The sequence below is a fragment of the Pseudoalteromonas rubra genome (genome assembly GCF_000967655.1).
Lineage (GTDB): Bacteria > Pseudomonadota > Gammaproteobacteria > Enterobacterales > Alteromonadaceae > Pseudoalteromonas > Pseudoalteromonas rubra_A.
The window spans coordinates 80,585-105,390 of sequence record NZ_JXYA01000026.1; the positions used below are offsets into that span (position 1 = coordinate 80,585).

Annotated in this window: 16 protein-coding genes and 1 pseudogene; 4 read left to right on the top strand and 13 right to left on the bottom strand. The window is 47.4% G+C overall.

The genetic code is table 11. The features are described 5' to 3' along the window. Positions 1-46: 46 nt before the first annotated feature. Positions 47-2,011, bottom strand: a complete 1,965-nt coding sequence (locus tag TW77_RS11880) for a sensor histidine kinase (protein ID WP_046005196.1) — start codon at positions 2,009-2,011, stop codon at positions 47-49. A 333-nt stretch (positions 2,012-2,344) separates the two neighbouring features. Here TW77_RS11880 and TW77_RS11885 point away from each other — a divergent pair, with 333 nt between their 5' ends. Beyond that, a complete protein-coding gene (locus TW77_RS11885; protein ID WP_046005197.1) occupies positions 2,345-3,484 on the top strand; it encodes a Na/Pi symporter in 1,140 nt (379 codons plus the stop codon). A 121-nt stretch (positions 3,485-3,605) separates the two neighbouring features. Beyond that, positions 3,606-4,130, top strand: a complete 525-nt coding sequence (locus TW77_RS11890; RefSeq protein WP_046005198.1) for a hypothetical protein — start codon at positions 3,606-3,608, stop codon at positions 4,128-4,130. Here TW77_RS11890 and TW77_RS11895 read toward each other — a convergent pair. The 8 genes from TW77_RS11895 to TW77_RS11930 form a co-directional block, all read right to left on the bottom strand. Beyond that, complete coding sequence (locus TW77_RS11895) at positions 4,095-5,261, bottom strand: anhydro-N-acetylmuramic acid kinase (RefSeq protein WP_046005199.1); 1,167 nt, start codon at positions 5,259-5,261, stop codon at positions 4,095-4,097. The two genes, TW77_RS11890 and TW77_RS11895, sit on opposite strands and share 36 nt — an antisense overlap. Before the next feature lie 2 nt (positions 5,262-5,263). Next, positions 5,264-5,686 (bottom strand): hypothetical protein, encoded by a 423-nt coding sequence (locus TW77_RS11900; RefSeq protein WP_046005200.1) that lies wholly within the window; start codon positions 5,684-5,686, stop codon positions 5,264-5,266. 3 nt (positions 5,687-5,689) lie between these two features. After that, a complete protein-coding gene (locus tag TW77_RS11905) occupies positions 5,690-6,487 on the bottom strand; it encodes a substrate-binding periplasmic protein (RefSeq protein ID WP_046005201.1) in 798 nt (265 codons plus the stop codon). A gap of 144 nt (positions 6,488-6,631) precedes the next feature. Next, entirely contained in the window at positions 6,632-9,097 is a 2,466-nt protein-coding gene (locus TW77_RS11910) for a glycosyl hydrolase family 18 protein (protein WP_046005202.1), read from the bottom strand. Positions 9,098-9,188: 91 nt separating this feature from the next. After that, a complete protein-coding gene (locus tag TW77_RS11915) occupies positions 9,189-10,625 on the bottom strand; it encodes a lytic polysaccharide monooxygenase (RefSeq protein WP_046005203.1) in 1,437 nt (478 codons plus the stop codon). A 50-nt stretch (positions 10,626-10,675) separates the two neighbouring features. Next, a complete protein-coding gene (locus tag TW77_RS11920) occupies positions 10,676-13,801 on the bottom strand; it encodes a glycosyl hydrolase family 18 protein (RefSeq protein ID WP_046005280.1) in 3,126 nt (1,041 codons plus the stop codon). 512 nt (positions 13,802-14,313) lie between these two features. Beyond that, entirely contained in the window at positions 14,314-15,282 is a 969-nt protein-coding gene (locus TW77_RS11925) for a sensor histidine kinase (protein ID WP_046005204.1), read from the bottom strand. 92 nt (positions 15,283-15,374) lie between these two features. Continuing rightward, positions 15,375-15,917 (bottom strand): heme NO-binding domain-containing protein, encoded by a 543-nt coding sequence (locus TW77_RS11930; RefSeq protein ID WP_046005205.1) that lies wholly within the window; start codon positions 15,915-15,917, stop codon positions 15,375-15,377. A gap of 112 nt (positions 15,918-16,029) precedes the next feature. Here TW77_RS11930 and TW77_RS11935 point away from each other — a divergent pair, with 112 nt between their 5' ends. Next, positions 16,030-17,361: an HD domain-containing phosphohydrolase gene (locus TW77_RS11935; RefSeq protein ID WP_046005206.1), complete on the top strand. Its 1,332-nt coding sequence runs from the start codon at positions 16,030-16,032 to the stop codon at positions 17,359-17,361. Here the strand turns inward: TW77_RS11935 and TW77_RS11940 are convergent. Then, the gene (locus tag TW77_RS11940) at positions 17,358-18,605 is read right to left on the bottom strand and encodes a methyl-accepting chemotaxis protein (RefSeq protein WP_428838746.1); all 1,248 of its coding nucleotides are present in this window, start codon (positions 18,603-18,605) and stop codon (positions 17,358-17,360) included. The genes TW77_RS11935 and TW77_RS11940 overlap by 4 nt on opposite strands. After that, positions 18,579-18,908 (bottom strand): annotated as a pseudogene (locus tag TW77_RS26045) (PAS domain-containing protein); the annotation flags it as partial. The pseudogene TW77_RS26045 and the gene TW77_RS11940, both read right to left, overlap by 27 nt. Positions 18,909-19,127: 219 nt before the next feature. Here TW77_RS26045 and hemH point away from each other — a divergent pair. Further along, positions 19,128-20,150 carry a ferrochelatase gene (gene hemH / locus TW77_RS11945; protein WP_046005208.1) on the top strand — a complete coding sequence of 341 codons (1,023 nt, stop codon included), beginning with the start codon at positions 19,128-19,130 and terminating at the stop codon, positions 20,148-20,150. A 41-nt stretch (positions 20,151-20,191) separates the two neighbouring features. Here hemH and TW77_RS11950 read toward each other — a convergent pair whose 3' ends face one another. Both TW77_RS11950 and TW77_RS11955 read right to left on the bottom strand, forming a co-directional pair. After that, positions 20,192-22,762, bottom strand: coding sequence for a putative bifunctional diguanylate cyclase/phosphodiesterase (locus tag TW77_RS11950; protein ID WP_046005209.1), 2,571 nt, complete (start codon positions 22,760-22,762; stop codon positions 20,192-20,194). A 272-nt stretch (positions 22,763-23,034) separates the two neighbouring features. Then, positions 23,035-24,639 (bottom strand): sensor domain-containing diguanylate cyclase, encoded by a 1,605-nt coding sequence (locus TW77_RS11955; RefSeq protein WP_046005210.1) that lies wholly within the window; start codon positions 24,637-24,639, stop codon positions 23,035-23,037. Positions 24,640-24,806 lie beyond the last annotated feature (167 nt).

The following is a 24,806-nucleotide window of genomic DNA, read 5'->3' on the forward strand; positions in this document are numbered from 1 at the left end:
AATCGCAGCGCAGTCTGCCAGACATCAAACAGATTACAACTCTTTTCTACGCCAGAGCGACATCGACCTCGGACGTTGGCAGAATAATTTCAATGCATAGCCCACCCAGCAGACTATTATGTGACTCTATTTTACCACCATGACATTCGACTATCTTTTTGCATACGGCCAGACCCATGCCTTTGCCACCACTTAAGGAACTGCGTGACGCTTCTTCGCGAAACAATGGCTGAAATAGCTGCCTGTGGGCATCGTATGACAGCGGCATGCCTGAATCTTCGATACGCAGTACCAGATGTTGCTCGGTGACCTGCGCACTCATTTTAATATCGACCCCGTCGCCGCCATATTTTAGGGCATTCTTAACCACCTCTAAAATTGCGTTACCAATAGAGCGCCTGTCAAACTGCATAGTAAAATGAGGGTCTAGCCGGTTAATGATCTCAAGTCGGGCTTTTTTAGGGTCCACATAGGTCATACAGCTCTGAAACGTTTCGTTGATAAAGTGCGCAACTTTTATATCTTCTTTATTCAGAATGTTTGCCACATCTTTGTCTGTGGTAACCAGCATAAGCTGATCGATAAACTTATGCAGCTCGTCAATTTTCGCCATTAACTTGGCATAGGAATCTTCGACGTTTTCAACAATATTGTATTGCAACGACTCGACCTGGATCCTCATCACGGTCAGCGGTGTACGTAACTCATGAGATAAGTCGGTGAACAGCTGCTCTTCTTTTGCCTTAAGCTGGTTTACCTGCTCGTTCACAACCTCTCTTTCACTCACCACGGTGCGATTGAGCGCATTAACCTGCTGCTCCAGATGTCGCACTAACTGTCCCTGCAAGGATTTATGTTGCAGCGCCAGTGCCACAGTAAACAGCAGCACTTCGATTAGGTAGCCAATCTTGATGAACGAGGTGATCTGAAATAAATCGATTAGATTACCGTAACTGGCTCCGACTATGGTCAACAGATTCAAAAACACCAGGTGGTTGATCAGGCTGTAGGTAAAGGTACGCATCCCCGGCCCTTTTTGTCTGAAACTCCATACGCAGGTGTAGACAAACAAGGGGATAACGAAGGTACTGGCCAACAAGTTATAATAAACGCTTTGCAGATACAGTGCGGTAGGCACGAGCAAAATGTACAACCAGGTTGCTGCTACATAAATAGTGTTTAGCGTCGGGTGATAATGTTTTAACTGCAAAAAACCACGTACAAACAACAGGTGAAATATCGGCACAATGGCCATCAGCGCTATTGAGAACTGGCCGCTAAAGAAGCCGTGGTTTGGCCAAAAATACTGAAAAGTAAACCCGGCCATATCAATGACGATGAGTAAAAACAGGAAAGTCCACATAGCATAGAATACATTTGTGGTGTTGCGGTTAAACGCCAGGTTTACTATGACAATCAGTAAAATGGCGGCAACAACCCCGGCAAGGCTGGCATTAGTCAGTATGCTTGATTGCGACGTCGACAGGTAATGGGCATGAGAGTGTAAGCGCAGGTTGGCCGGTGCATTGGCAAAGGTCTGAAATTCAATCAAGTACTCGCTGTGGCCCGGCTTAATAGCGAGGGGCAGATACATTTGCGGGTCCTGGATCGGCCGCTGCTCAAAGCGCGCGTGTACATCTTGAGTGTGTATTTGCTTGAACCTGCCGTCCTCAAGTACATAAACGGCAAGCTTCGGCAATCTGGCAAAACCGAACGACATCACCCAGTCGGTAATCTTGCTTCGGTTGTCCAGCTTCAGCCAGGCCCATTTCGAATACAGTTCATGCTGGGGCCTTTTTTCTACCTCACTCAACGCTCGGAACTGCTGGGCATACCTGAGCACATCGTCAGCCTCTTTTATTTGTTTATCGTAATCAAAGAAGAAGCTGGCATCACGCAAAGTGAGCTCAGTAGTACTGTCACCTAAAAGGATCCTTTGCTGCTGGCCTGCCAAAGCGGTATGACCCGTGAGCAAAAAACACCCCATTAAAAGCAATAAGATAAAGCGCATGAACAAGACTCGGTAACCATTTGTAACTATCATAGGTCTTAATCGTGTATGAAATGTGGAGTCCCGACGAAATTACACTTCGCCTTCTGAGTAATGTAAATCAATGTAACACTGTTGCGAAATTCAAAATAGCACTATTTATTAGAAACTTAAAAAAACTTCTATAAATTCTTCATGGTCGAAATGCCACACTGCCCCCGTTAATTTCGAGTACCTGGTTAAATGACAGTCGCATTGAAATATTTCTGTCACATAACTTTGTTTTAATCCGCCCTGAAATAAAAACGTCATCAAAGTGCCACATAAGTTGGCCAGACATAACTGAGTAAAATCATGAGTGAACAAAATCAAACCTCTCTTTTTGCAAAGATCTTAAATTGGACCGCGATTGCATTACTGGTCTACCTCGTATTAGTGGCTGTAGGTACCGTCAGTGGTGGTTTCAAACTGGCTTCCGGTGGCACCGCAGGCGCTAAAGAAATTTTTGCATTCGCAACAAACCCATTCGTCGCATTAATGCTGGGTGCATTTGCCACCGCTCTGGTTCAATCTTCTTCTACTGTTACATCAGTTATCGTAGGTCTGGTCGCAGGTGGTCTGCCGTTGGGCATCGCAATTCCTATGATCATGGGTGCAAATATTGGTACTACTATCACCAATACACTGGTATCGATTGGTCATATTCGCGACAAAGAAGAGTTCCAGCGTGCTTTTGCTGCCTCTACAGTGCACGACTTCTTTAACCTGTTCGCTGTTGCTATCTTCCTGCCGCTGGAAATCATGTTTGGCCTGTTGGAAAAGTTCTCTGCCGCGCTTTCACACCTGTTTGTAGGTGATGCAGACCTGTCTCTTAAGAGCTACAACTTCATTAAACCTCTGGTAAAACCGGCTGTTGGCCTGGTCAAAGACGCGGTGAGCTTCCTTGATGGTAAAGCGGTTGGCGTTGCAATGGTTGTTATCGGTATAGCGATGATTCTGTTCGCTGTAACTACCCTTGGTAAACTCCTTAAGAAAGCGCTGGTTGGCCGTGCAAAAGAATTACTACACAGCGCAATCGGCCGTGGCCCGGTTGCTGGTATCAGCTCAGGTGCGGTTGTAACTGTTATGGTTCAGTCATCGTCTACCACCACCAGCCTGATGATTCCACTGGCAGGTAGCGGTGTTTTCAACACGCGTCAAATCTACCCATTCACTTTGGGTGCGAACATTGGTACAACTATCACAGCACTACTGGCAGCAACCTCTATCACCGGCCCTAATGCCGAAGTTGCCCTGACGATTGCACTGGTACACGTTATGTTTAACGTCTTCGCAGTAGCGCTGATTTACGGCTTGCCACTACTACGTGAAATTCCGCTACAACTTGCTGAGAAACTGGCACGAATTGGTACACGTAATAAATCTGCGGCATTTGGTTATGTACTGGGTTCGTTCTTTGTACTACCAGGCTTGCTGATGCTCGCTATCAAATAAACAGTTCGACCTGAAAATATTTTCAGGTACTCAGAAAAAGGGCTCATTTGGGAGCCCTTTTTTAATAATTTTGACATATTGCCCCGGCATAATTATCCCAGTTTAATTTCTCGGCAAAATCATGAATACACGTAAACGGTCTTTAACTTTTGATATCAAGGACCAGGCACAACAGCTGTTTTCTCTGGAGCAAGGCTCACCGTTTGATCAGCTGGAGTTTTATATAGAACAAGATCAACTGATTGTCTCTTGTCAGCTGCCGCAAGACGCAGTGTCAGGAAACCAGATCCGCATTACAGCCAATCACCAGGATAATCGCGACGTCGACTTTGTAGGCATACTTAAGCTCAAAGAAAAAGACATCATGACTGGTAAGGTAGAGGTAGCCCTGAAGGGCTCGGGCAAAAGCGGGTCATACAACCTGCAATTGAGTTTACTGGGTTATAAGCAGCGCGTTAAAAACAGTATGGATTACATGGCCAGTCTCGGCCATGATATACACCCACGCAAAGATGATGAGTGGACTGTGGCAGAAAATACAAAGACGGCAAGCGGGATGTTGCAGGCAGTGGCAAAATACCTGCGTAATGAATTTAGCGCCCTGCTAGGTTCAACCCGGCAGGCTTATCTTACCGAACGAAAATAGCCCACTTCCAGCTACGCATTCATTTGCCAGGACCGCAAATAATGCCGCTTCTTTTGAGTCAACACACACCCCATCCTGCAACAGCTCAGTCACCTCGTAACAAGCAGGCAAACGCGATTTAAACTTCTCGACCAGCAATGCATTATGGGCGCCACCGCCGCTGAGTATAAGTTGTGTAGGCCCATTGAGCTGCAATGCGCTCAGGTGCTCCAACACACACCAGACGGTTAGTTCATTCAGGGTCGCCAGCACATCCTGGTGAGACAATGGCTCAGAGCAAAGTGCTTGTTTTTGCTCAAGCATAGTCAAACTGAATACTTCAGGGCCTGTGGTTTTGGGTGTATCGAAATGGAAAAAGGGGATGGCCTTTAACGATTCAAGCAGACTATTACAGACTCTTCCTTGCTTTGCCAGCTTGCCGCCTTCATCATAAGCTTGGCCCAAATAACGCTGACAGTAAGCATCCATAAGAGTATTTCCCGGACCAATGTCTGAACATTGAACGTCTTCCACTGTGGCGTTTCGCGGCAGCACAGTAAAATTCGCAATCCCTCCCAGATTCAGCAACACACGGTTTACCCGCTCGCTTTGATAGAGCAAGTAATCTCCGTATTGAGCAAGCGGCGCGCCCTCGCCCCCTTTTGCGATATGCTTTTGACGAAAGTCAGAAACGGTGATGATTTGTGTTTGTGTGGCAACCTGATCGCCGTCTCCCAGCTGTAAGGTACCATTGCCAAAATCTTCATGAGCATGCTGATGATGGGGACAATGAAATACAGTCTGTCCATGACTGGCTATCAGGTCGATGTCTTCATGTCTGACTTGCCACTGCGACAGGGTTTGATTGATTAATTGGCCGTGATAGTGGCCTATCCAGGGATTGAGTAAGGTCAAATATTCAAAGTTCACCGTGTCTTTTGCAAACACCTCACGGACCTTATCTTTAAAATCGTTGTCGTACGCAATGGTGGTAAACTTGAGCAGTTTGCATTGTGTATCAGCGCCTGACCCACTTACTTCGCACAAGGCCATATCTAAGCCATCTAAAGAAGTACCACTCATCAGCCCCAAAATTATTCTTGCAGGCTTGCGCGAAATCGCATGAAGCCGATTGATTTGTTTTAACCCCATCCCTAATATCCTTTACTATTGGCCGAGACAACCGCAATCACCGGGTAATCATTGGCACCCAGCTCCAGCGTAAAGTTACGCTGCTCGTAGCCTTCCAGAACGACTTTGTGTGGCAACGCACTAACCTGCTGCGCAGCGCCATCGGCATAAATCACCATCAACTGCTCCGGCTCCAGAATACGTCGGCCAGAAGAGAGATTCTCAATGCTGAGCAACACAGCCCGGTATCCGTCGTCATTGGACATGGCGATACTGCGCGTTACCTTGAAGTCACTTTTAGCGGGTTTGATTCGCTCTGGACGGTCAAACAGCAAAGAATCCAGGTTCATTTGCATGGTGTCAAAACGGTATGGCTTTAGTTCTTTCGCCGCTGTAGTTGCAGAAACCATCATTAGCATACACATTAACAAGCCTGCTTTGTGCATATTTCACACTCCGTAAAACGCTTCCAGGTTCGCGCTTCGCCCGCGCGTCCCTGCATCTATCCCATATTGATCGATCAAGTCCGCTATTTCGCTTTGCAGTGCTTCAATCGCGGCATTGATCTTATTGATTTGCTGTTTATTAAATGTTTTGCGGCTTAACATAAAATGAATGGCGTTATCATTGACGACATAGGGGTGGATCCGCATTTGCTCAAACCCCAGCTCTTCAATGTAGTAGTAACCGGAGAACTCATCTTCTATTAAGAAGTCGACACGCTTTTTGTTCACCAGTTGCATGCGCTGGCTAATGCTGGGCACCTCCAGCAAGCGTTCTTTGTACCAGGCTATCTTCAAGATCTGTTCAAGCTCTTTTCCATAGTAAGCACCAGGATTGGCAACAAAGGTGTGCTCAGCGGCGAACAGCTCTGTCAGGCTTCTAACTTCTTTTAGCGTTTTTTGACGGGTAAACAAGCGCATTTTTTCACGACGATACGCCTGACTAAAAAACGCGACTTCGGCTCTTTGCGTATTAAAACTGGCAGACGGCAAGATATCTATAAAGCCTTTGGAAAGCTCAGTGATCCCGCGTGCGGATGACGGCAGCTGCACAAAGTCGATGCAAAGCTGAGCTTTTTCGAATACTCTGCGGGTAATGTCGACATCCAGACCATAAGGGACTGTATCACGATACATCACATACGGTGGCCAGCTGGTACCAACACCAACCTTGTAGCGCGTTTCGCACTGTAAATTGGCAAAAGCAGCGACGGGTAGGAAAAACAACAGAAAAATTAAATGCACGGCGTCTAGCAATCATTGATATTAGCTAGATTATGAAGGATATCTGACAGAAAACAAAGGCGCCTGAGCGCCTTTATTGGTTATTGTTGGCCAATCCCTTGGTCAATCAGAGGCGCACACTCCAGCCTCTGATATCAACTTTACTTAAAGTGCTTTCCAGACCATAGCTTTGCCAGGTTCTTCACCGCGAGTCCACCACTTAGCTTCATACAACTTGCCCTGATGACTAACGCGGTCGCCGCCTACATAGACTTTGTTGCTTACCCAAGGATCGGCACCTACCGCCGCGTCTGTGACCGTCACATCAAATGATGTTGTAGTCGTAGCAACACCATCCGACACAGCAACAGTAACCTGATAGGTCGTATCCTGAGTGACTTCTGGAGCCGTAATTGTTGCGCTTGCGCCCTGGCCATTGACGGTCAAACCGTTGCTTGCAGACCAAGTGTAAGTCAAGGCATCACCATTGGGGTCGGTTGCGCTGACTTGTACCGACGCACTGGTGTTTTCAGCCAGAGACAGTGCTGCAATGGGTGTTACGACTGGCGCGTCATTGCCTGTAGAAGGCGCTTTTACCAGTACAGTCACATTGCGTGTTGTGGTCGCTTCACCATCAGAAACGGCGATAGTTAGTGTATACTCGGTATCTTGAGTCACAACCGGTGCAGCCACACCAACAGCGGCAGTAGTCGCATTTGTGAGCGTCAAGGCAGCTGGCGCACTCCATGCAAAGGTCAGCGGCTGGTTATCCGGGTCTGAAGCCGTTGCAGTGACTGTGATTGAACCACCCGATTGCACTGTGACATTGCTGTCAACAGAAACGACCGGCGGCTTATTCACAGGTACGCCTCCTGTCAGGCCATCATACATAGCATTGAGAATATCGCCGTTATCCGCATCGATTTCCCAGGCAAACAAGCCGCCCAGGTCATACAAGTTGACGTAACGACCTTTGGCCTCAACAGAGCGAGCGCTGTCAAACGTTAGTAATTTACCATTGCTGCGGTTCCACACATACGCCGCTTCGGCCTGTTCGTCATAACCTACTTCAAAACCGTTGAGACCTGTCCCATTTGGACCGACCAGGTTGGCAGCGATTGCCTTATAGTCCATGATCCCAGGCTCCCAGACGCCTTCTGACGTTGAGCCTGTGTACTTACCATTGCCAGGTGCAGTCATCGGGTTGCCTGGGATGGTAGTGTTTTGATCCATCACGCCTTCCCAGCCACGACCATACATAGCGGCACCCATGACGATTTTCTTCGAGTTAACGCCTTGCTGTAATAACAGTTGAACCGCGTTGTGTGCTGTATAAGCAGGCCCTTTACGTGGCTCGCCGTTGTCATCAACACCTGTACCGTTACATTCATCCTGGCTCAGGTGTGAGCCACAATACAAACCGGTCTGATGACCCGTTACATTGTTCCAGCCACCGTAGAAGTCGTAGGTCATTGCGAAGATATAATCCATGTACTGCTGTGCAGCCTGGTAATCAACATCTTCAATCTTGTCGTAACCTGACCCTATTGCAGACGTCAGCTCGTAAGTACGGCCGGTTTCCGCTTCAAGCTCGTCTAACATGGCACGTAATTCGGCCATTAGTGCAATATAAGCCGGACCATCATTTACAGGGTCGCCCAGATCCGGATTAGGACCGTCACCGCCCGGGAATTCCCAGTCAATGTCGACACCATCGTAGAATTTCCAGGTTTTCAGGAATTTCTTCATTGAAGCGACGAAAACATCACGGTTTGCTTTGGTCGTGAAGCCGTGGAACGGATCTGACAGCGTCCAGCCACCGACAGAAGGCAAGATCTTAAGGTCCGGATAACGCTGCTTGAGTGCCATCAGCTGCGCGTAAGTACCACGAATTGGGTCATTCTGGTTAACGCCCGGCAGTGTTTTTTGAACAGCTGCCCAGGGGTCGTGGATCACCACTTCATAATCCGCAGTACCGGCACACGCTTTTTGCAGTGCACGCCAGCTGCTACCATTCTCAATTTCTTTAAGTGACTCGTTAGCGCCACAGATTGGAATAAAGCCATATAACAAGTGGCTCAGGTTTTGCGCCGGAATGTTGGTGACGTCGAAGTCACGGCCATAAATCCCCCACTCAACAAAGTAAGCACCCGTTACTTTGCCTGGTATTGTGCCGTTGTTACGGTTATTCGGATTTACATCCATAGGCAGCGGCTCAAGATGGCCACCGTCTGTGTCGGCAATCACTATCTCCTTACCGGCACTTCGTGCACAACCTGTGCTGTCGCAAAGCTCAACATACAAAGTATGGCGACCAGACTGAGTGTATGGGAAAGTGATTGTGCCACTTTTGGTGCCCACATCTAGTACACCCTCATTAACCAGCTGGTTATCGAAATATACTTTGTAGCTGTCGCCGCCAGTACCACTCCAGGCATTCCATTTGATCTGAATGTCGACTTGCTCTTTGGCTGTGACCAGATCTTTGTATGAGCCATTGCCATCAAGTACAACATCAACAAATGAATACACTTGTGGTTCCCAGCTCAGGCTAGGGGTAGATGGAGCCGCTAATACTGAACCGCTCATCAGAGCTAAGCCAATCGCCGTGCTAATCTGTTTAATCTTCATTACTTTCTCAACCTTATTTACATGTTATATCCAAACCCCGGGGGGATGATTTATTGGTACTGCTTAAAACGCTTTATCAGCTATAATCTGGTTACAGCGCTTTCCAGACTTGGGCTTTACCGGGCTCTTCACCTCGGGTCCACCACTTAGCTTCATAATTTTTGCCACCATGAGACACTTTGTCGCCGCCAACATACGTATTTGAGGACTGCCACTGTGGGTAGGTCGACACAGGCACGTCTTTGACCGTTACACTAAAGTCTCTTGAAGTTTCTAGCTCGCCATCAGATACCGTCACAGACACGGTATACTGAGTATCCGCTGCGACTTCGCCGCTTCGTAAACTAATGGTGGCGCCACTGCCTGTCATTGAGAGCCCGGCAGGAACAACCCAGCTATAAGTGAGCTCTGTTTGCTCATCATCAAATGCATGCACATGTACCTGAGCTTGCGTGTTTTCGTCCATCAACACAGGTTCTGGCTGGTGTACCGTAGGTGGTGTGTTGGGCGCTTTGGGCACAATTGTGAGGTTATAGGTGTACGCAGCATCCGTCACAAACACCTGATTACTCAGTAAATTGGCGTCGTCAAAAAGCACATCGCCATTGGCTTGTTTGACACCCACCTGGACATCGTTGGCATAGCTTGTGTTTAGCTGACCTGCCAGTGTACTCGCCCAGTTAGCCTGGTTTTCTGCCGTTACAGCGAACGAATGCTTAACGATTTCCTGACCGTTTTGGTCAAATACCCTTGCCCAGATCAAATCGCCTACATTGGCATTCTGGCCACGACTTACAAAGTAACCCGCGGCGTACCAGTCGTTTGGCTGGGTATCGCCCACAATGGTGATATCGCTACAATTGTAAAAGCCTTCCCCAACCACGTCGTTACGCTGCCAGCGAGTATACAAAATGGCGTCGCCACTTCTGCCCTGAGGAATTTGAATGGTCATTTCGTAAATCCGTTTGCCATCCGGGTCTTTAACGAAATCCACGTTACCCACTTCGGTGATCAAGTCTATGTTGCCCCAGGTCATGACATCGCTAGCCGGGTTAAAGCCGGGCTTGGTCAAATAGAACTTCCAGAAGCTCGGGTTATGTGGCGTTGTGGCGTGAAAGCGAATTGCCAGCTCACCGTTTGCGTTGGGACGAACCTCTGTCTTTTGCCAGTCTGCGGATGGTAAGTTCATGCCACGCTTTTCAGAGGAACCTGCTGCACATAAGGTGCCATCGGGAATATTCTTCTCTACTGCCTGTTGGTTATTGTAATCGGGCGTATTGACAGCAAATTCATGCTCCTGAATAAACTGCACGTACCCGGACTCAAGATAAGCGGCGCGACATGCGGCATTAGGAATATTCGAGCCGTCTTCTGGCCACCAGTAGCCACCCTGATCTTCACAAATTGCCTGTCTGGCCATTGGAAAGTCCATATAGCCATGACTGGCAGCCAGCTCGCTGTAACCCAGTGCCGATACCACCAAAACACCGATTGCAGTTTGCTGTGACAATGTTTTAAACGTTTTCATAGTTTGCCTCTAGCATAGGGGCCGAAGCCCCCTTGGATTAAATGGGTCGGTTACAAACTACAAACCTTGGTATAATCTGAGCTGGTCGATGGTTGCTTGTTGCTCCACCACTTCGCTTTGTACACCCCATTGCCGTCGATGATTAAATCGCCCTGAGCTGCATGACTGCCCTTTGGAAACTCCGGATAAACCGTGATTTGTGAGATAGGCACCCCTTCACAGCTTGTGATAGGTCCGCCGTTACCGTCACCAGGTTTTGCATCAGGTAGTTGCGGGTACTCAAACTTAAAGGCGTAACGCTTTCCATCTTTCTCAGCCACGAAGTTAACCGGACCTGTGATAGGCATGTAATACATCACCTGCGCATTGACCGTTTCACCCGGCGCGAACGATTTTGGAATGTTGCCCCACTCGTCAACCAGCGTGATAGAGAAGCGGTGGAATTCATTTTCGAATCCGCCAATGTTGTTTCCGGCTGCGTTTGAGGCATTCACTTCAACCGCCATGCCCAGTTTTTCCTGCGCATTCCAGTTAGACTTGAAGATTGCAGAAGTAGCAACTGGCACATCAAAGGTGATCTTCGCACCTGACAAATCGATTGCAGAGTTATTGGTAAAGGCAAATGTCGGTGCAATCGGATAGTTATCATCGCCAAGAGGGAAGTCCTTAGCCGTAAAGCTGACATCGACCGCTTCTGCCGGTACCTGGAAGTTCACGTTGCCCGGATGAATATCATAAGGCGCGCCGGACTGGTTGAACTTGTTGTAGGCCAGCGTAGTCAAGCTTGAACCCATAAAGTACTCGCCCTTCGCTGCATCATAATCAAAGTCACCAGCCAGCTCCCAGAACATGATCCCGCCCAGTCCATTGTTAATTACGTAGTCAACCTTAGTGCCCATCGACTCTTCATCTTCAATCGACAGGAACACTTTTTTCTCGGCATTCCATAACCAAGGCGCAACTGCGACAGAGTCATAGTGACGTGTGTATGTACCAGTGAGTGCATCAGCGGGGTCTGTAACTGGGTTTAGGCCATAGTCAGCAAGGTAACTTCCTAATACACCAGATTGCAGGTTCTTGACATGCCATAGCGGGTTAGAGCCGGCAGGTACTTCCAGCCCAACGTCATTCTTATCGTGCCAGAGGTTATCGATACCTACTGCACCATTGCCGCACTTGTTCTTTTCACCTTTACCTGTGCCCGGCGGACAGTTTGCCTGATCTGGGAAGGCTGCCTGACCCCACAAGCCGTTAGTGCCACCCTGCACATCTTTAAAGCCGCGCGTATAGTATGGGATACCTATGTTAATACGGCCCGCAGACAGCGCACCACGGAAGTACTTCACGGCCCAGTCGGTATTCAGGTAGCCGATACCTTCAAACTCGGCGGTGCCGTATACATCCCATGCTTTGAGCTCTGAATCTTCGCCGGTATCAAACAAAGACGCATTGTGACCAACATGCTGGTTCCATGCACCGTGTAAGTCGTAAGACATGATGTTCACATAGTCCAGATATTTAGTAACCTGGAAGGTCTCCATACCACGCAGCAGATAACCTGACGAAGGCGAAGCAATCGTTAGCATGTAGTGCTTGCCATCCTGCTGACCGGCCTTATCCAGCTCTTCACGCAGGCGCTTCATTAACACCTGATAAGACGCATTCAACCCGGCACGCAATGCGTTAGAAATTGGGAAATCATCCGGGTGACCAGCGTCGTTCATTGAAGTTGGGTATTCGTAGTCGATGTCTACACCGTCAAAGCCATAGGTACGAATGAACTCCACGGCACTTGCTGCAAACGCGTCAATACCAGCCTGGTTGACACTACCGTCGGCGTTGGTTGTCATCGTATAGAAACCACCGCTGTTAACGCGTTTGCCATCGCTGCCAAAGTAGCCGCCGGTTTCTGCCCAGCCGCCCACTGAAATTAAGGTTTTAACATCCGGGTATAGCTTTTTATATTTGTTCAGCAGGTTGAAATGACCTTTATAAGGCAATGCCGGGTCCATCTCTGCACCAGCCTCACCAGGCCACTCCATATTTGTTGCCGGGTTACCGGGAGCAGCCGGATCGCCAATCGACACTTTGTTGTTAGCATCGACATGGGCAAATGCGTAGTTGATATGCGTGATCTTGTCCCATGGAATATCATTCACAAGGTAAGAGGGTTGGCCATTTGCGCCGTTACGCCAGCTAGTGAAGTAACCGATAACACGACGAGGGTGATCGTTACCCATTTTCTCACGACCGTTTACATCGTAAATAGTACAATAAGGCGTATTGACACCCGGAGTCTGGAATAACCCTTGTGGTTTACAATCATCACGACCTCCCTGGCCTTGCTCTACAACCGTCAGCGTTTGAGAAACACTTGCCGTAGCGCCTTTATCGTCGGTTACCGTCAAAGTAAATGTCACCGGTCCGAGCTGCTGCGCCGTCCAGGTGTGGTCCGTTGCACTGCCATTGGTTGCAACCACCTCAACGCCATCTACCGTAAACGTTAACTTAGTGACCTGGCCGTCCATATCGCTACCCGACAGGCCGAAAACCACTTGCGAACCAACCACCAGCTCTGCAGGCTGGCTCTTAACCGTAAGCTGCGCTTCAGGCGCTTTATTGCCGGTATCTGCTGGTTTTACAACAATCTGGCTAGTCAACACGTTTGATGCGGCGCCTTTGTCATCGTATGCCGTTGCACTGATGTCATGAGTACCCACACTGGCGCTCCATTGGGCGTCAAACATATCCGCGGTGCCGCTTACGTCAGTGGCAATCAAAGCGCCATCTACAAAGAACTCAACCTTGCTCACTGAACCATCGGCATCGACTGCTTTCACACTGATGGCAACGCTGTCATTAACGACAAATTCAGTGCCCGCGATAGGTTGTAAGTTACTGGCAACAGGCGGATTATTTTCGACAACGCTGTCACATTGCCCCAACCAAGTCCACTCCTGCCAGTCACCTGAATTTGCCGCAGGTTCAGAGCGAGTCCACCAGTTGGCTTCATAAGCATTATTATTCTGCTCTACCTGTTGACCCGCTGTGTACGCGGTGCCCGACTGCCAGGGGTTAAGTCCGGTACAATCATATGCCTGAGCCTGTGTTGCTCCTATAGCAATAGCGATTGCACTGAGCTGCATTGCCACCTTGAATTTGTTTCTCGTTTTCATATTTTCTTCAACCTTTACCGTTTTAGTGATTAACATTTTTAAAGTAAAGCTAACATAGAATTGAAGTACGTCAACGTAAGCGCGGCTACTTTTTAACCAGAACAAATCTAAAACCCATCCTTTTTAACTACCAATTATTCAAATGAATGGACTTTTTCGCAATGCCCTCTTGGAAGCATTGAATGAGTTAAATTCATATATTACAATTTGGATCCCCTGGCCTATTGCATTAATTACAACCAGTTAAGTGCATATCAGAAACAAACAAAAGAAAAACTTATCTATTCGGATAAGTTTTATTTATCTATGAGACTCCAAATCCACCGTTAATTTTGGGAATACTATATAACCAACGGTTATATACAAAACTACCCAGGTCAGACCAGAAACATCACGTTAACGTCAACGTTAACAGTAAGGTATGGAGCACATTTGGACCGTTAAGTGTTACAAACAACAGCAAAGTAAAGGGATCTGTGGAGCGAAATAGATGGATAAGTGTCGGGGGGTATTTAATCAGACGTGCAGACAGGCAGAGTAACGGTCACTTTAGTGCCTTGGTTAGGCTTGCTCTCGATGTTAATCGTGCCTTTGTGCTCAGAAACAATCCCATAGGCAACAGCCAGACCCATGCCAGTGCCCTGACCGACAGGCTTAGTGGTGAAAAAAGGCTCGAAAACATGTTCTATCTGACTTTCTTCTATGCCTGTGCCATTGTCAATCACCTCGATCAGCAGCTGCCTATTGGCGTGTCGCAGCAAGAGCTTGATCAGTGGCGTTTGACAGATACCCTTTGTCTTTGCCTGCTCACAAGCATATTTGGCATTGATCAGAAGGTTAATAATCACCTGATTTAGCGCTGCCAAATTGCAAAAACTCAACGGAATTTCGGCTTTTTCAACAACCAGTTCAATGTGTTTAAGTTGATTAGCAAGCAGACCCAGCGCACTGTCAATCGCTTCTGTCATATCCGCCATCACAAATTCATTGTTTTTCGGCCGGGCAAAATCGAGCAGGCTTGCCACAATGACGGCAATACGCTGACAGCCGTCCTGACAATCCTCAATCAGCTCTTGTGCATCTTCGGCAAAAAAGCCCAACTGGTATTTTGCCTCAAGTGCCTTGACTGTTTCTTTGAATGCTTGCTGGTCCAGTCCATTATCAGTAAACAGCTGACTGGCTTTGATTAAATCTGACACGCCCTCAGATACCTGACCAAGGGTACTGATATTACTGTTAACGTAGGCCAGTGGATTATTGATTTCGTGTGCCACACCGGCAGACATGACACCCAAAGTTGCCATCTTCTCGCTTTGCAAAATCGCTGCGTGCTGACGCTTGAGCTGCGCCAGATTGGCCTCTAGTTCTTGATTAGCAAGGTATAAAGAGCGGGTTTTATCCTCGAGCAAGGTTTCAAGCTCATCCCTGGCTTGTTTTTCTCGCTGATACGCTTTGTAATACTCGTTGTCGTTTTGAGCCATATGAAACCTCTATACGATTACGCGGCTAATTGAGCGTGCCAAGCCGACCCTTTGAACCTCTTGTCAAACCACTCCCAAAGCTAAGCACTGATTCAGGAGAGCATGGTCACAACAAAACGGCAGTGGTCATCCTCATTATGCATACAACTGGTGTGTGAAATCTCTATTTGCTTGTTGTAGTGATCCGCAGCACCATAAATCAGTCCTTCCGCGCAGAAGCAGAGCTTGCGGGGGGAGCGATATTCAACAACTATCTCGCTGTCATTGACGATTTTGGCATCTATCTGCGGCAGGTTCGGTTCATCATATAATTTTGCGACCTCCACATGGATCACACTGTCTATCGCCAGAATCAACTTTTCAAATGTATCCAGCTCAGCCAACACAGTAGGATGTTTTGCTGCCAAAGATCCGAACAAAAAGCGCCCGAACACGCCAAGTACTTCGGGCAGCGGCAAAGCCATTTTAGTTGCAACGCCATTTGCCAGTGCAAATAGCTCCTCGTCCGGGTAAGAAACGGCCGAAACATAGCTGCGGTGCTCGGGGCTATGTTCATCCAATAAGGCATTCCAGGCGCCCATTCCCAAATTTTCTACAACCAGCTCTTCTAAACTACGAAATATTATGCCTTTCATGAGTCGCTCCTTACATTGCGTAATTTAGCGCTAAACGCACTGCAGCAATTGTGATACAACCAAGTTTAGACTAATTTTTATATTATCTATTGCTTTACGTCATTGAATTTTGATGGAACAGACTCAAACATCGATTAACATACAGCCACCAAACGGCCCTATTCGGGTATTATGCCTGGACGATGAGCCTGGCGTTTTGAAAGTGCTCAAAAGAACATTACGCATGTCTGGCATGCAGGTTGCGGTATTTGAATGCGGCGAACTCGCTTTAAAAGCGCTGAGTGATGATGAATTTGAAGTGATCATTTCAGATATGAGAATGCCTGAAATGGATGGCGTTGAATTCCTGACCAAAGCGAGACAAGTATCACCGCAGTCGCAACGTGTTTTGTTATCGGGCTATGCGGACATGGACTCTACAATTGCAGCCATTAATGAAGGCGGGATCCACAACTTTTTGCAAAAGCCCTGGCAAAATGAAACCCTGGTCCACATCATCAAAGATGCAGCAGAAAAATATCGTCTCAAGCAATACACCCAGGCACTTCAGGCAGAGATCAGTAAACAAAATGAACAACTGAAAATACTTAACGGCAACCTTGAAGAATTGGTGGAAAAGCGCACGACCCAGATCCGCACGGTACTGCGTCAGCTTGAAACCGCAAACAAGCGAGAGCAAGATGAACACAGAGCGACCGTTGAGCTACTATATAACTTCATTAACGCAAATCCCTATATAGATGCGGGCATGGCCAAACAAATAGCACAGCTATGTGGCTCTGTTGCCCATGAGCTTGGCTTGAGTGAAAGGGTCGTACAGCTTACCCGAATGGCCGGTTATCTGTCACAGGTTGGCCTGCTTGCCATGGACCCGGCTTTGTACAATCAACCCATTGAGAATCTCAGCCCGCAACAACGTAAGTTGTTTTTTACCCATCCTGCCACTGCGCAACTCATGCTGATGCCGGCACAGCACCTCAGTGACGTTGGAGAAGCCATCTACCACCAGTTTGAGAAATACAACGGTCAGGGCATACCCAAAGGCCTAAAAGGTAAGGACATTCCCATCGGTGCGCACATTCTTGCCGCAGTCAGGGATTATGTAGAGCACCTGTTAAAGAACAAAGATGCCAAAAGTGAGCAGCGGACACACGCGCTTGAGATGATAAAGATGTACAGCGGCTCCTTTTACCACCCAAAGGTGGTCTCTGCTTTGGAGGTAGCCGTTCAATCCGACGCTCAGGGCGCTGAGCAGGTAGGTTCATTGAATATCATTAATGCGCAAGCACTGGAACCTGGAATGGAGTTAGGTCTGGCTATACACAGTCATAAAGGGATCATGCTGTTACCTAAGGGGCATGTTTTCACACCAGCAACCATAGCTAAGCTACAACAGCTCGAGTCGCAAAAACCTACCCCGTTTCGGATCCTGATTAAGACCTAGCGCTTAAACCTCACCACCAGCTCATACATGTCATTGGCAACCGTTGTCAGCTCTTCACTGATAACATGCATTTCATTAGAGCTGCTGACGCTAGTATTGGCAAGCGTTGCAATACTTACCACCTGCTGATTAATGTCTTCGGATACGGCTGCCTGCTCTTCCACAGCAGTGGCAATTTGCATGCTACTTGCGCTTATTTTTTCAATCAGCTGATAGATGCCCTCTAATTTGGTAGAAGATCGTGAGAGCTGCTCAATGCCCTGCCTTGATTCATCTTCACCACGCTGGGCGATGAATTCGGCATTCTGTGAGCTTTGCGTTAGCTGATCAATAATCGCATGGATCTCTTTGGTTGACTCCTGCGTACGTTGAGCCAGATGGCGCACCTCGTCGGCAACCACAGCAAAGCCGCGCCCTTGCTCTCCGGCTCTGGCCGCCTCTATCGCGGCGTTGAGTGCCAGCAAGTTAGTTTGCTCTGCTATCTGCTCAATGATCTGCGCGGCTTCCGCAATTTTTGACGTTTGTTTTGCAACGCCCAGCACAGAATCCTTAATATCAACCACGGTTGCCCCTAAGCTTTCAATGGAAGCCCGGGTTTCTTCTGAGCTACGTGCACTTTCCTGAGCCAGTACCAACACCCCTTTGGCATCTTCTGAACTGGCCTGCACACTTTGTGATACCTCGTTGATTGTCGTTGCCATTTCATTCATCGCTGTCGCAACCAGCTTAGTTTCAAGTTGCTGTTTGGTCAGGCACTGAGTGGTTTCGATACTTTTAACGTTACTCTCTTGCGCACCGCTCGCCACCCCTTTAGCTGCAAATTCAATACGCGTGATAATGGTATCCAGATGAGAGCGCTCACTGAGCAGTTTGACATGCAGCTGTGCCATCTTGCCACTCCAGGGTGAGTATACCTGCGTGGCGATGTCATCACAGAAACTATGAGACATCTCTTTATCTAGTCGTCCCAGCTGCTCATTATCCCGATAGGTGTTGTAGGCAAATAGTGCCAGCGTGTTGGCAATCAACCAGCCAAAGCCAAGTGTTTCACTTACAGATACATAAAGTAAAATCGCACTCAGCACAGCGACTGAAGGCCAGATTGAGCGTAACTTTGGTAACTTGATTGAGTCTCGCTGGCCTGACTTAACGCGTTTATACAGCGCTTCTGCGCGCTCAACACTTGCTCTGTCAGGACAGCTGCGTACTGACTCATAGCCCACGATTTTGCCGCCTTCTGTCATCGGTGTGACATAAGCATTTACCCAATAGTGGTCGCCATTTTTACAGCGGTTTTTCACCAAGCCCATCCAGGGTTTGCCGGCTTTTAACTGATCCCACATGGTCTTAAACGCCACCTCTGGCATATCCGGGTGGCGCACCAGATTGTGCGGTTGGCCAATCAGTTCATCTTTGGCATATCCACTGACTTCAACAAAGTGTTCATTGCAGTCCAGGATGGTCCCTTTCAGATCGGTCACTGAAATAAGTCGGGTGTCTGCGGAAAAGCGCTTTTCCTGATTAGTGACGGGGTGATTTAATCGCATCTTAAAACTCGAATTCTGTGCTGTAAATTGCTTCGGCGGAGCGAGAAAATACGACTAATGCGCTGTTTTTGCAACAACAAATCTATATTTTGCCAATTTTTTAAGACAAAATAACGAGATCCTATCCTACATCAAGCTCGTACAACCAAAAATCGTTTTTTCACTCTGGCCTTTTATGTAAAATAGCGAGGCTAAGAGAACACACCAAAGGAGCCGTGAGTGCCAAAGCTTTCTGCCATTACTGATAATCCGCACGAGAACAGATTTAATGAAAAAATCGGTGTTCTGGTTACTAACCTGGGCAGCCCTGACGCCCCAAATGCACCCGCACTAAGAAACTATTTGCGAGAGTTTTTATCTGATCCTCGCATAGTGGAGCTGCCAAGAGCACTTTGGTGGTTAATACTGCACGGCGTCATCCTCAGAGTAAGACCCAGTCGCTCTGCAAAGGCCTACGCCAGTATCTGGACCGAGCAAGGCTCACCACTGGTGCAAATTACACAAGATCAGTGTAGTAAGCTCAGCGCATTACTGAAAGAACAAAACTACGATAATGTCGAAGTCGTTATGGCAATGCGTTATGGTAATCCTTCAATCAAAAGTGGCCTTGAAGCGCTTCGCGCAAAAGGGATCACTAACATCGTTGTGTTCCCGCTTTATCCACAATATTCCAGCGCAACCACAGGCTCAACATTTGACGCCATCGCAAATGTATTAAAAACATGGCGCTGGGTGCCTAGCCTGAGCTTCATCAATGGCTATCATAAACAGCCAAGCTATGTCACAGCACTGGCTAATTCAGTACAGGAACACATCGACAAGCACGGCCTGCCAGAAAAACTGTTATTTTCTTACCACGGCACACCTAAACGATTCCTGGACAATGGCGATCCGTATCATTGTTTTTGCCATCAAACAACCCGACTGGTCTGCGAGCAGCTCAAGCTAGATAAAGACAAAGTGATGACGACTTTCCAAAGTCGCTTTGGCCGTGAAGAATGGCTTCAGCCTTACACCGACGTCACTCTGAAAGAGTTGGCATCGAAGGGCGTTAAGGAAGTGGCTATCCTCAGCCCGGCATTTAGCGCCGACTGCCTGGAAACACTTGAAGAGTTAGAAGAAGAAAATCGTGACTACTTTATGGAAGCTGGCGGTGAAACTTACCATTATATTCCGGCTCTGAATGACAGAGACGATCACCTCCAAGCCCTATTTGACGTACTCAAACCATATCTGAGATAAGTACAATAAAAAAGGGGCCTACTTCTGTGGCCCCTTTTTATTTAGTGTTGTTGAGTAGATTTACTTATATATATCAGCTCATCGTTAAATACCTGACCAGAATTAAACTCCTGCAATAGTCTCAAGCTGGCTGAAAGCGGTTGGGCCGGGCTGTAGTAGAAGCCCTGTATATGATTACACCCAAGCTGTTCAAGCATGGCAAGCTGACTCTGAGACTCCACCCCTTCGGCAATCACTTTAATGCCCAGCTCATCGGCTAAATTAAGCAGACAGTTGATCATCACTTTTTTATTTTTGTCTGCCATCAGGCTGTCTACAAAAGACTTATCGATTTTCAGATAATCTACCTGATTTTCAATTAAGTGGCTAAGTGACGAGTATCCGGTACAGAAATCATCCAGTGCTATCTTCACCCCTTGCTCTCTGAGCTTAGACAGTAACTCCCAGGTATAACGGTTCGTTGCCATGGACTCAGTTACTTCAAGTGTCACTTTGTCAAAGGGTACCTCTGCGCTGCTGATGGCTTGCGTTACCAGCTTAAACTGGTCGTTACTGGTTTTAAATTCATTGACCGAGCGATTGATTGAAATACTGACATCTTCATACCCGTGCAAGTGCATCTCTTTAAGATCCTGACACGCTTTTTCCAGTACAAATTGGCCTATCAGATGGATCAATCCAAACTCCTCTGCAATGGGAATAAAGGTGCCTGGCGATATCATCCCCTGCTCATCGTCAAACCACCTGACAAGCGCCTCAAATTTCACGATTTTTCTGCGCTGTACGTCGACGATGGGCTGGTAGTACACGGTTAACAGGTTAGATTTAAGCGCCGCTTTGAGTTTGTCCTTGAGCTTAATTTTGTTCAGGTAAGCATTTTGGATAGCCGCATTGTGCAGAGCAACATGGCCCCGATGGGTTTTCTTAGCGCTTTCCAGTGCATGTGCCGCATTACGAATAAACTTAGCGGCCGTGATCCGCCCCCTATTCTCAAGCTGCGCGATACCTGTGCTTGCGCTGAGCTCAACGGTTAAGTCATTAAAAACATAGGGCTGTTTAATTTTGTCACTGAGTTTTTTAGCTACCTGCAAGGCACTTTTAACATCTGTGTTATCCAGCAGGATGGCAAATTCGTCGCCCCCATAACGGGAGATGGTGTCTTTTTCTCTGATCCCATTTCGCAGCCTCTTTGCGACAGAAACCAGTACTTTGTCGCCGATTTCCGGCCCGTAAATATCGTTGACCTCTTTAAAGTGATCAAGACCGATAAACAACAAAGAACACGGCGTATGCATACTGCGGCTGGCGGATATTTTTTCTTCTACAATGTCGATAAAACAACGACGATTTAATAACGCAGTCAGAGGCTCATGATTGGCGTAAAACATGAGCTGCGCTTCATTGCGTTTCCATTCAGTAATGTCACGGAATATAGCAACGTAGTTAACGATTTCACCTTGCTCGTCTTTCACCAGGCTGAGTGTTAACTCCTCGGGGAAAATTTGCCCGTTCTTGCGACGGTTGAATATCTCTCCTTTCCAGCAACCGGCACTCATCAGGCTGTTCCACATTTGGTGATAAAAGTCTCCACTGTGTTGCCCTGATGACAGTACTGACGGATCGCGCCCCATCAGCTCGTGGCCGGTATACCCGGTTAAACGCTCGAACGCCCTGTTGACCATAATGATTTTATTATCGCCATCGGTGATCATAATGGCTTCGGTGGCATGTTCGAACACTACATTAGTTAGTTCGAGCTGTTTATTCAGTGAATAAATATAAGAGACATCCTGAACAGTGGCACTGAAAACGCGCTCATCACGTTGCTCCTCGCACTGTTCAACCCGGCCGATAATACGATAGAGACCACGCAGGTTGGTACGTTTTTTATGGGCAACATTGACATCGATATAATCGAGGTGACCGGTGCGAAGCTTCTGGATAATAACCCTGAGCCGCTTTTGATCTGCTTCCGTTAAACAATCTGTGAAATCATCCAGAGTGAGTGTTTCTTCGCGGTGCTGCAACAGGCGGCGCATTTCGTGACTGAACACATGTTTGTCCCGGCTAATATTCCAAGTCCAGGAACTTAATTTCGCGATCCGCTCACCTTTTGCAAGCTGCTTGACCAATATTTGCTGTGCCGCCATTTCGAGGTTGTGGTTCAGTTCAGCGCCGACCAGCAAGCTAAGTTCGCGGAACCAGTGGCGGTCCTCTTCACTCACGACAACTTTTTCATCAAACAAGCAGACCATAATACCAATTGGTTTATGATCCAATGCACGCAGGGTTACGCCAAGATACCCGTCGATATCGAATATCTTGAGGATCTCATCTTCCGCATACATCTGCTGCAAGTTACAACTAATGGAACATACACCCTGGCTGGTTTTGGCATCGTTACAAGGGGTGCCTTCAAGATCATAGATAATGTCATTTGACCTTTTGCCATCTACTGAGTAGGCGACCGTTTTAACCCGGGTATCCGCATCGATAAATTTACCAATCAAACAATGAGCCGGTTTGAATTTCTCATAGATCAAATCGAGCGCCAGTTCATAGCGCGCCTCACTACTACATAGATTGTAAAATGTACTGAATGAAAAAGTCATTATTCGGCTAAGTTCTTATATTTTATTGTTTTCAATATCAACAGGTATTTTAACAAATTGCAATGATAGAATTAAAAGCAGTCTTATTCTCGATACAGATCAATAAACCGAACTTTATTCTGAGCACCGTCAATCCCTGCGCTACTTTCAGTAAGATGAGATGATGATACCTCACCGTACTGAACAGCCATATGATAATATTCATATCACAACACAGTATCAGGTTCAAATACTCCTTAACAAAACAAAATAATGGTTAATCAGATTTTTCACTAAACGGCATGCTGAGCAACATCATTGTTAGCGGCATGTACACTGTGCTTAGCCTGGCAAGTTTGATTGCGACCTTTGTTTTTTGCCTGATAGAGCGCCTGATCTGCCATCTTCAACGTCTCCGCTATGCTCTTGCTGTGTACTGGCCAGCAGGCGATGCCAATTGATACTGTTACGGGCCTGGGTATTGGCATAGGGTATTCAGAGATAGCAATACGCAAGCGCTCCGCGATGCTCAATGCCCGGCTCGCATCAACAAAGGGCATAAAAACTAGAAATTCCTCACCACCGCTGCGACATACAAAATCATGACTGCGCGCATTTTTTTTCATGACACCTGCCAAAGCACATAGCACCTCATCGCCCACCCCATGACCAAACTCATCGTTGATTGACTTAAAATGGTCGACATCCAGTGCTAGAACGGAAAACTGGTAGTGCATATTTTTGACGTTATCCAGCCACAGCTGCATTGCCAGGCGGTTGTTTAGCTTGGTAAGGGGATCCATTTTTCTGTCCTGCTCCAGCTCTTTGATTTCCTGACCCAACAACTCCGAGCTATTCAGGATGGCAGACTTCAGATTTTCTGCCTCAAAGTACCAGGCAGGGGTTTGATCGATACAGCGCAAATTACCCGGACTCAATGAGCTGACACTCTGTGCCAGTTGCGCAAGTGGCCTGGCAATAACAAAACCGGCAATCAGCGTCGCGGCTAAAATGGCCAGCGCAAACGGCAAGGTAGAATACAGCACATTGGTATGCGTCTGATTGAGCTCAGCAACGATACTGGTCAAAGCGCGTTGGCTGACAATCCCCCAACCGGTATTGCTTACCGGGGCATATCCCGCCAACATGTTTTCACCCTGACTGTTTAGCGTTTCTGTCGCACCAGATTGCCCGTTTAACACCGCGTTAATCGCTACATTATCCCCGATATATTCACCAACACGGGCGTTATCTTTGTGGTATATCAGCCGTTTACTTTTATCTACCACATAGACATACGAATGATCCGACGCATGATGAGTGCCCAGTAGCTGATTTAAAATGGTATTACCCTGCAAGTAAATGCCACCAGCAATAAAGCCGAGATAAGTGCCATCAGCGGCAAACAACGGGAAAGTCGGGCTGACCAATAGATTGCCCGCGGGCGAGACAAAGGGGTCAAGAATATGGGGCTGCTGTAGTTCTATCGGCAAAGATAAAGCAGGATCGAGCGTCAAGCCTTTCAGCGCAAGATTAGAAGGCTGAGCTGAAATGATCTTACGCTGCGCATCAATCACCACCAGCGAATCAAAGCTATTGGTTTGTGTCAGTAAGCGTCCCAATTCAGCATCAATGGCCTGGCTGTCATCAAAGTGATTAGCAATATGACCGGCGCTCACCTGTAACTGGCTGTTCAACGATTGCAAAAACAGTTCAGTGACCTCAGCGAGCTTCTGCGCATATGCCTGATTGGACGCGAGTGTATCTTTAATAAATGCGCGTTCATGTACGCGGTAACTCGCCATCAATGCGCTGTACACGGACAACACTATCCCGGCACTTACCAGTAATAATATCAGCTGTTTTAGATCCAATTTCCAGCGATGGGTGATTTTCACACTTCCCTCCCAATACAAGCACCAACATGGCCACTTGCTTTATTGTAAATTATTGCAAGATAGAATACTTATTCTGGGTCAAATTCTCTGTGCCTAAAGTACTTACACTGCACATTCGCTGTAATATGATTGACTTGGGACCACTGAGGATGAGTAAAAGGATGAGA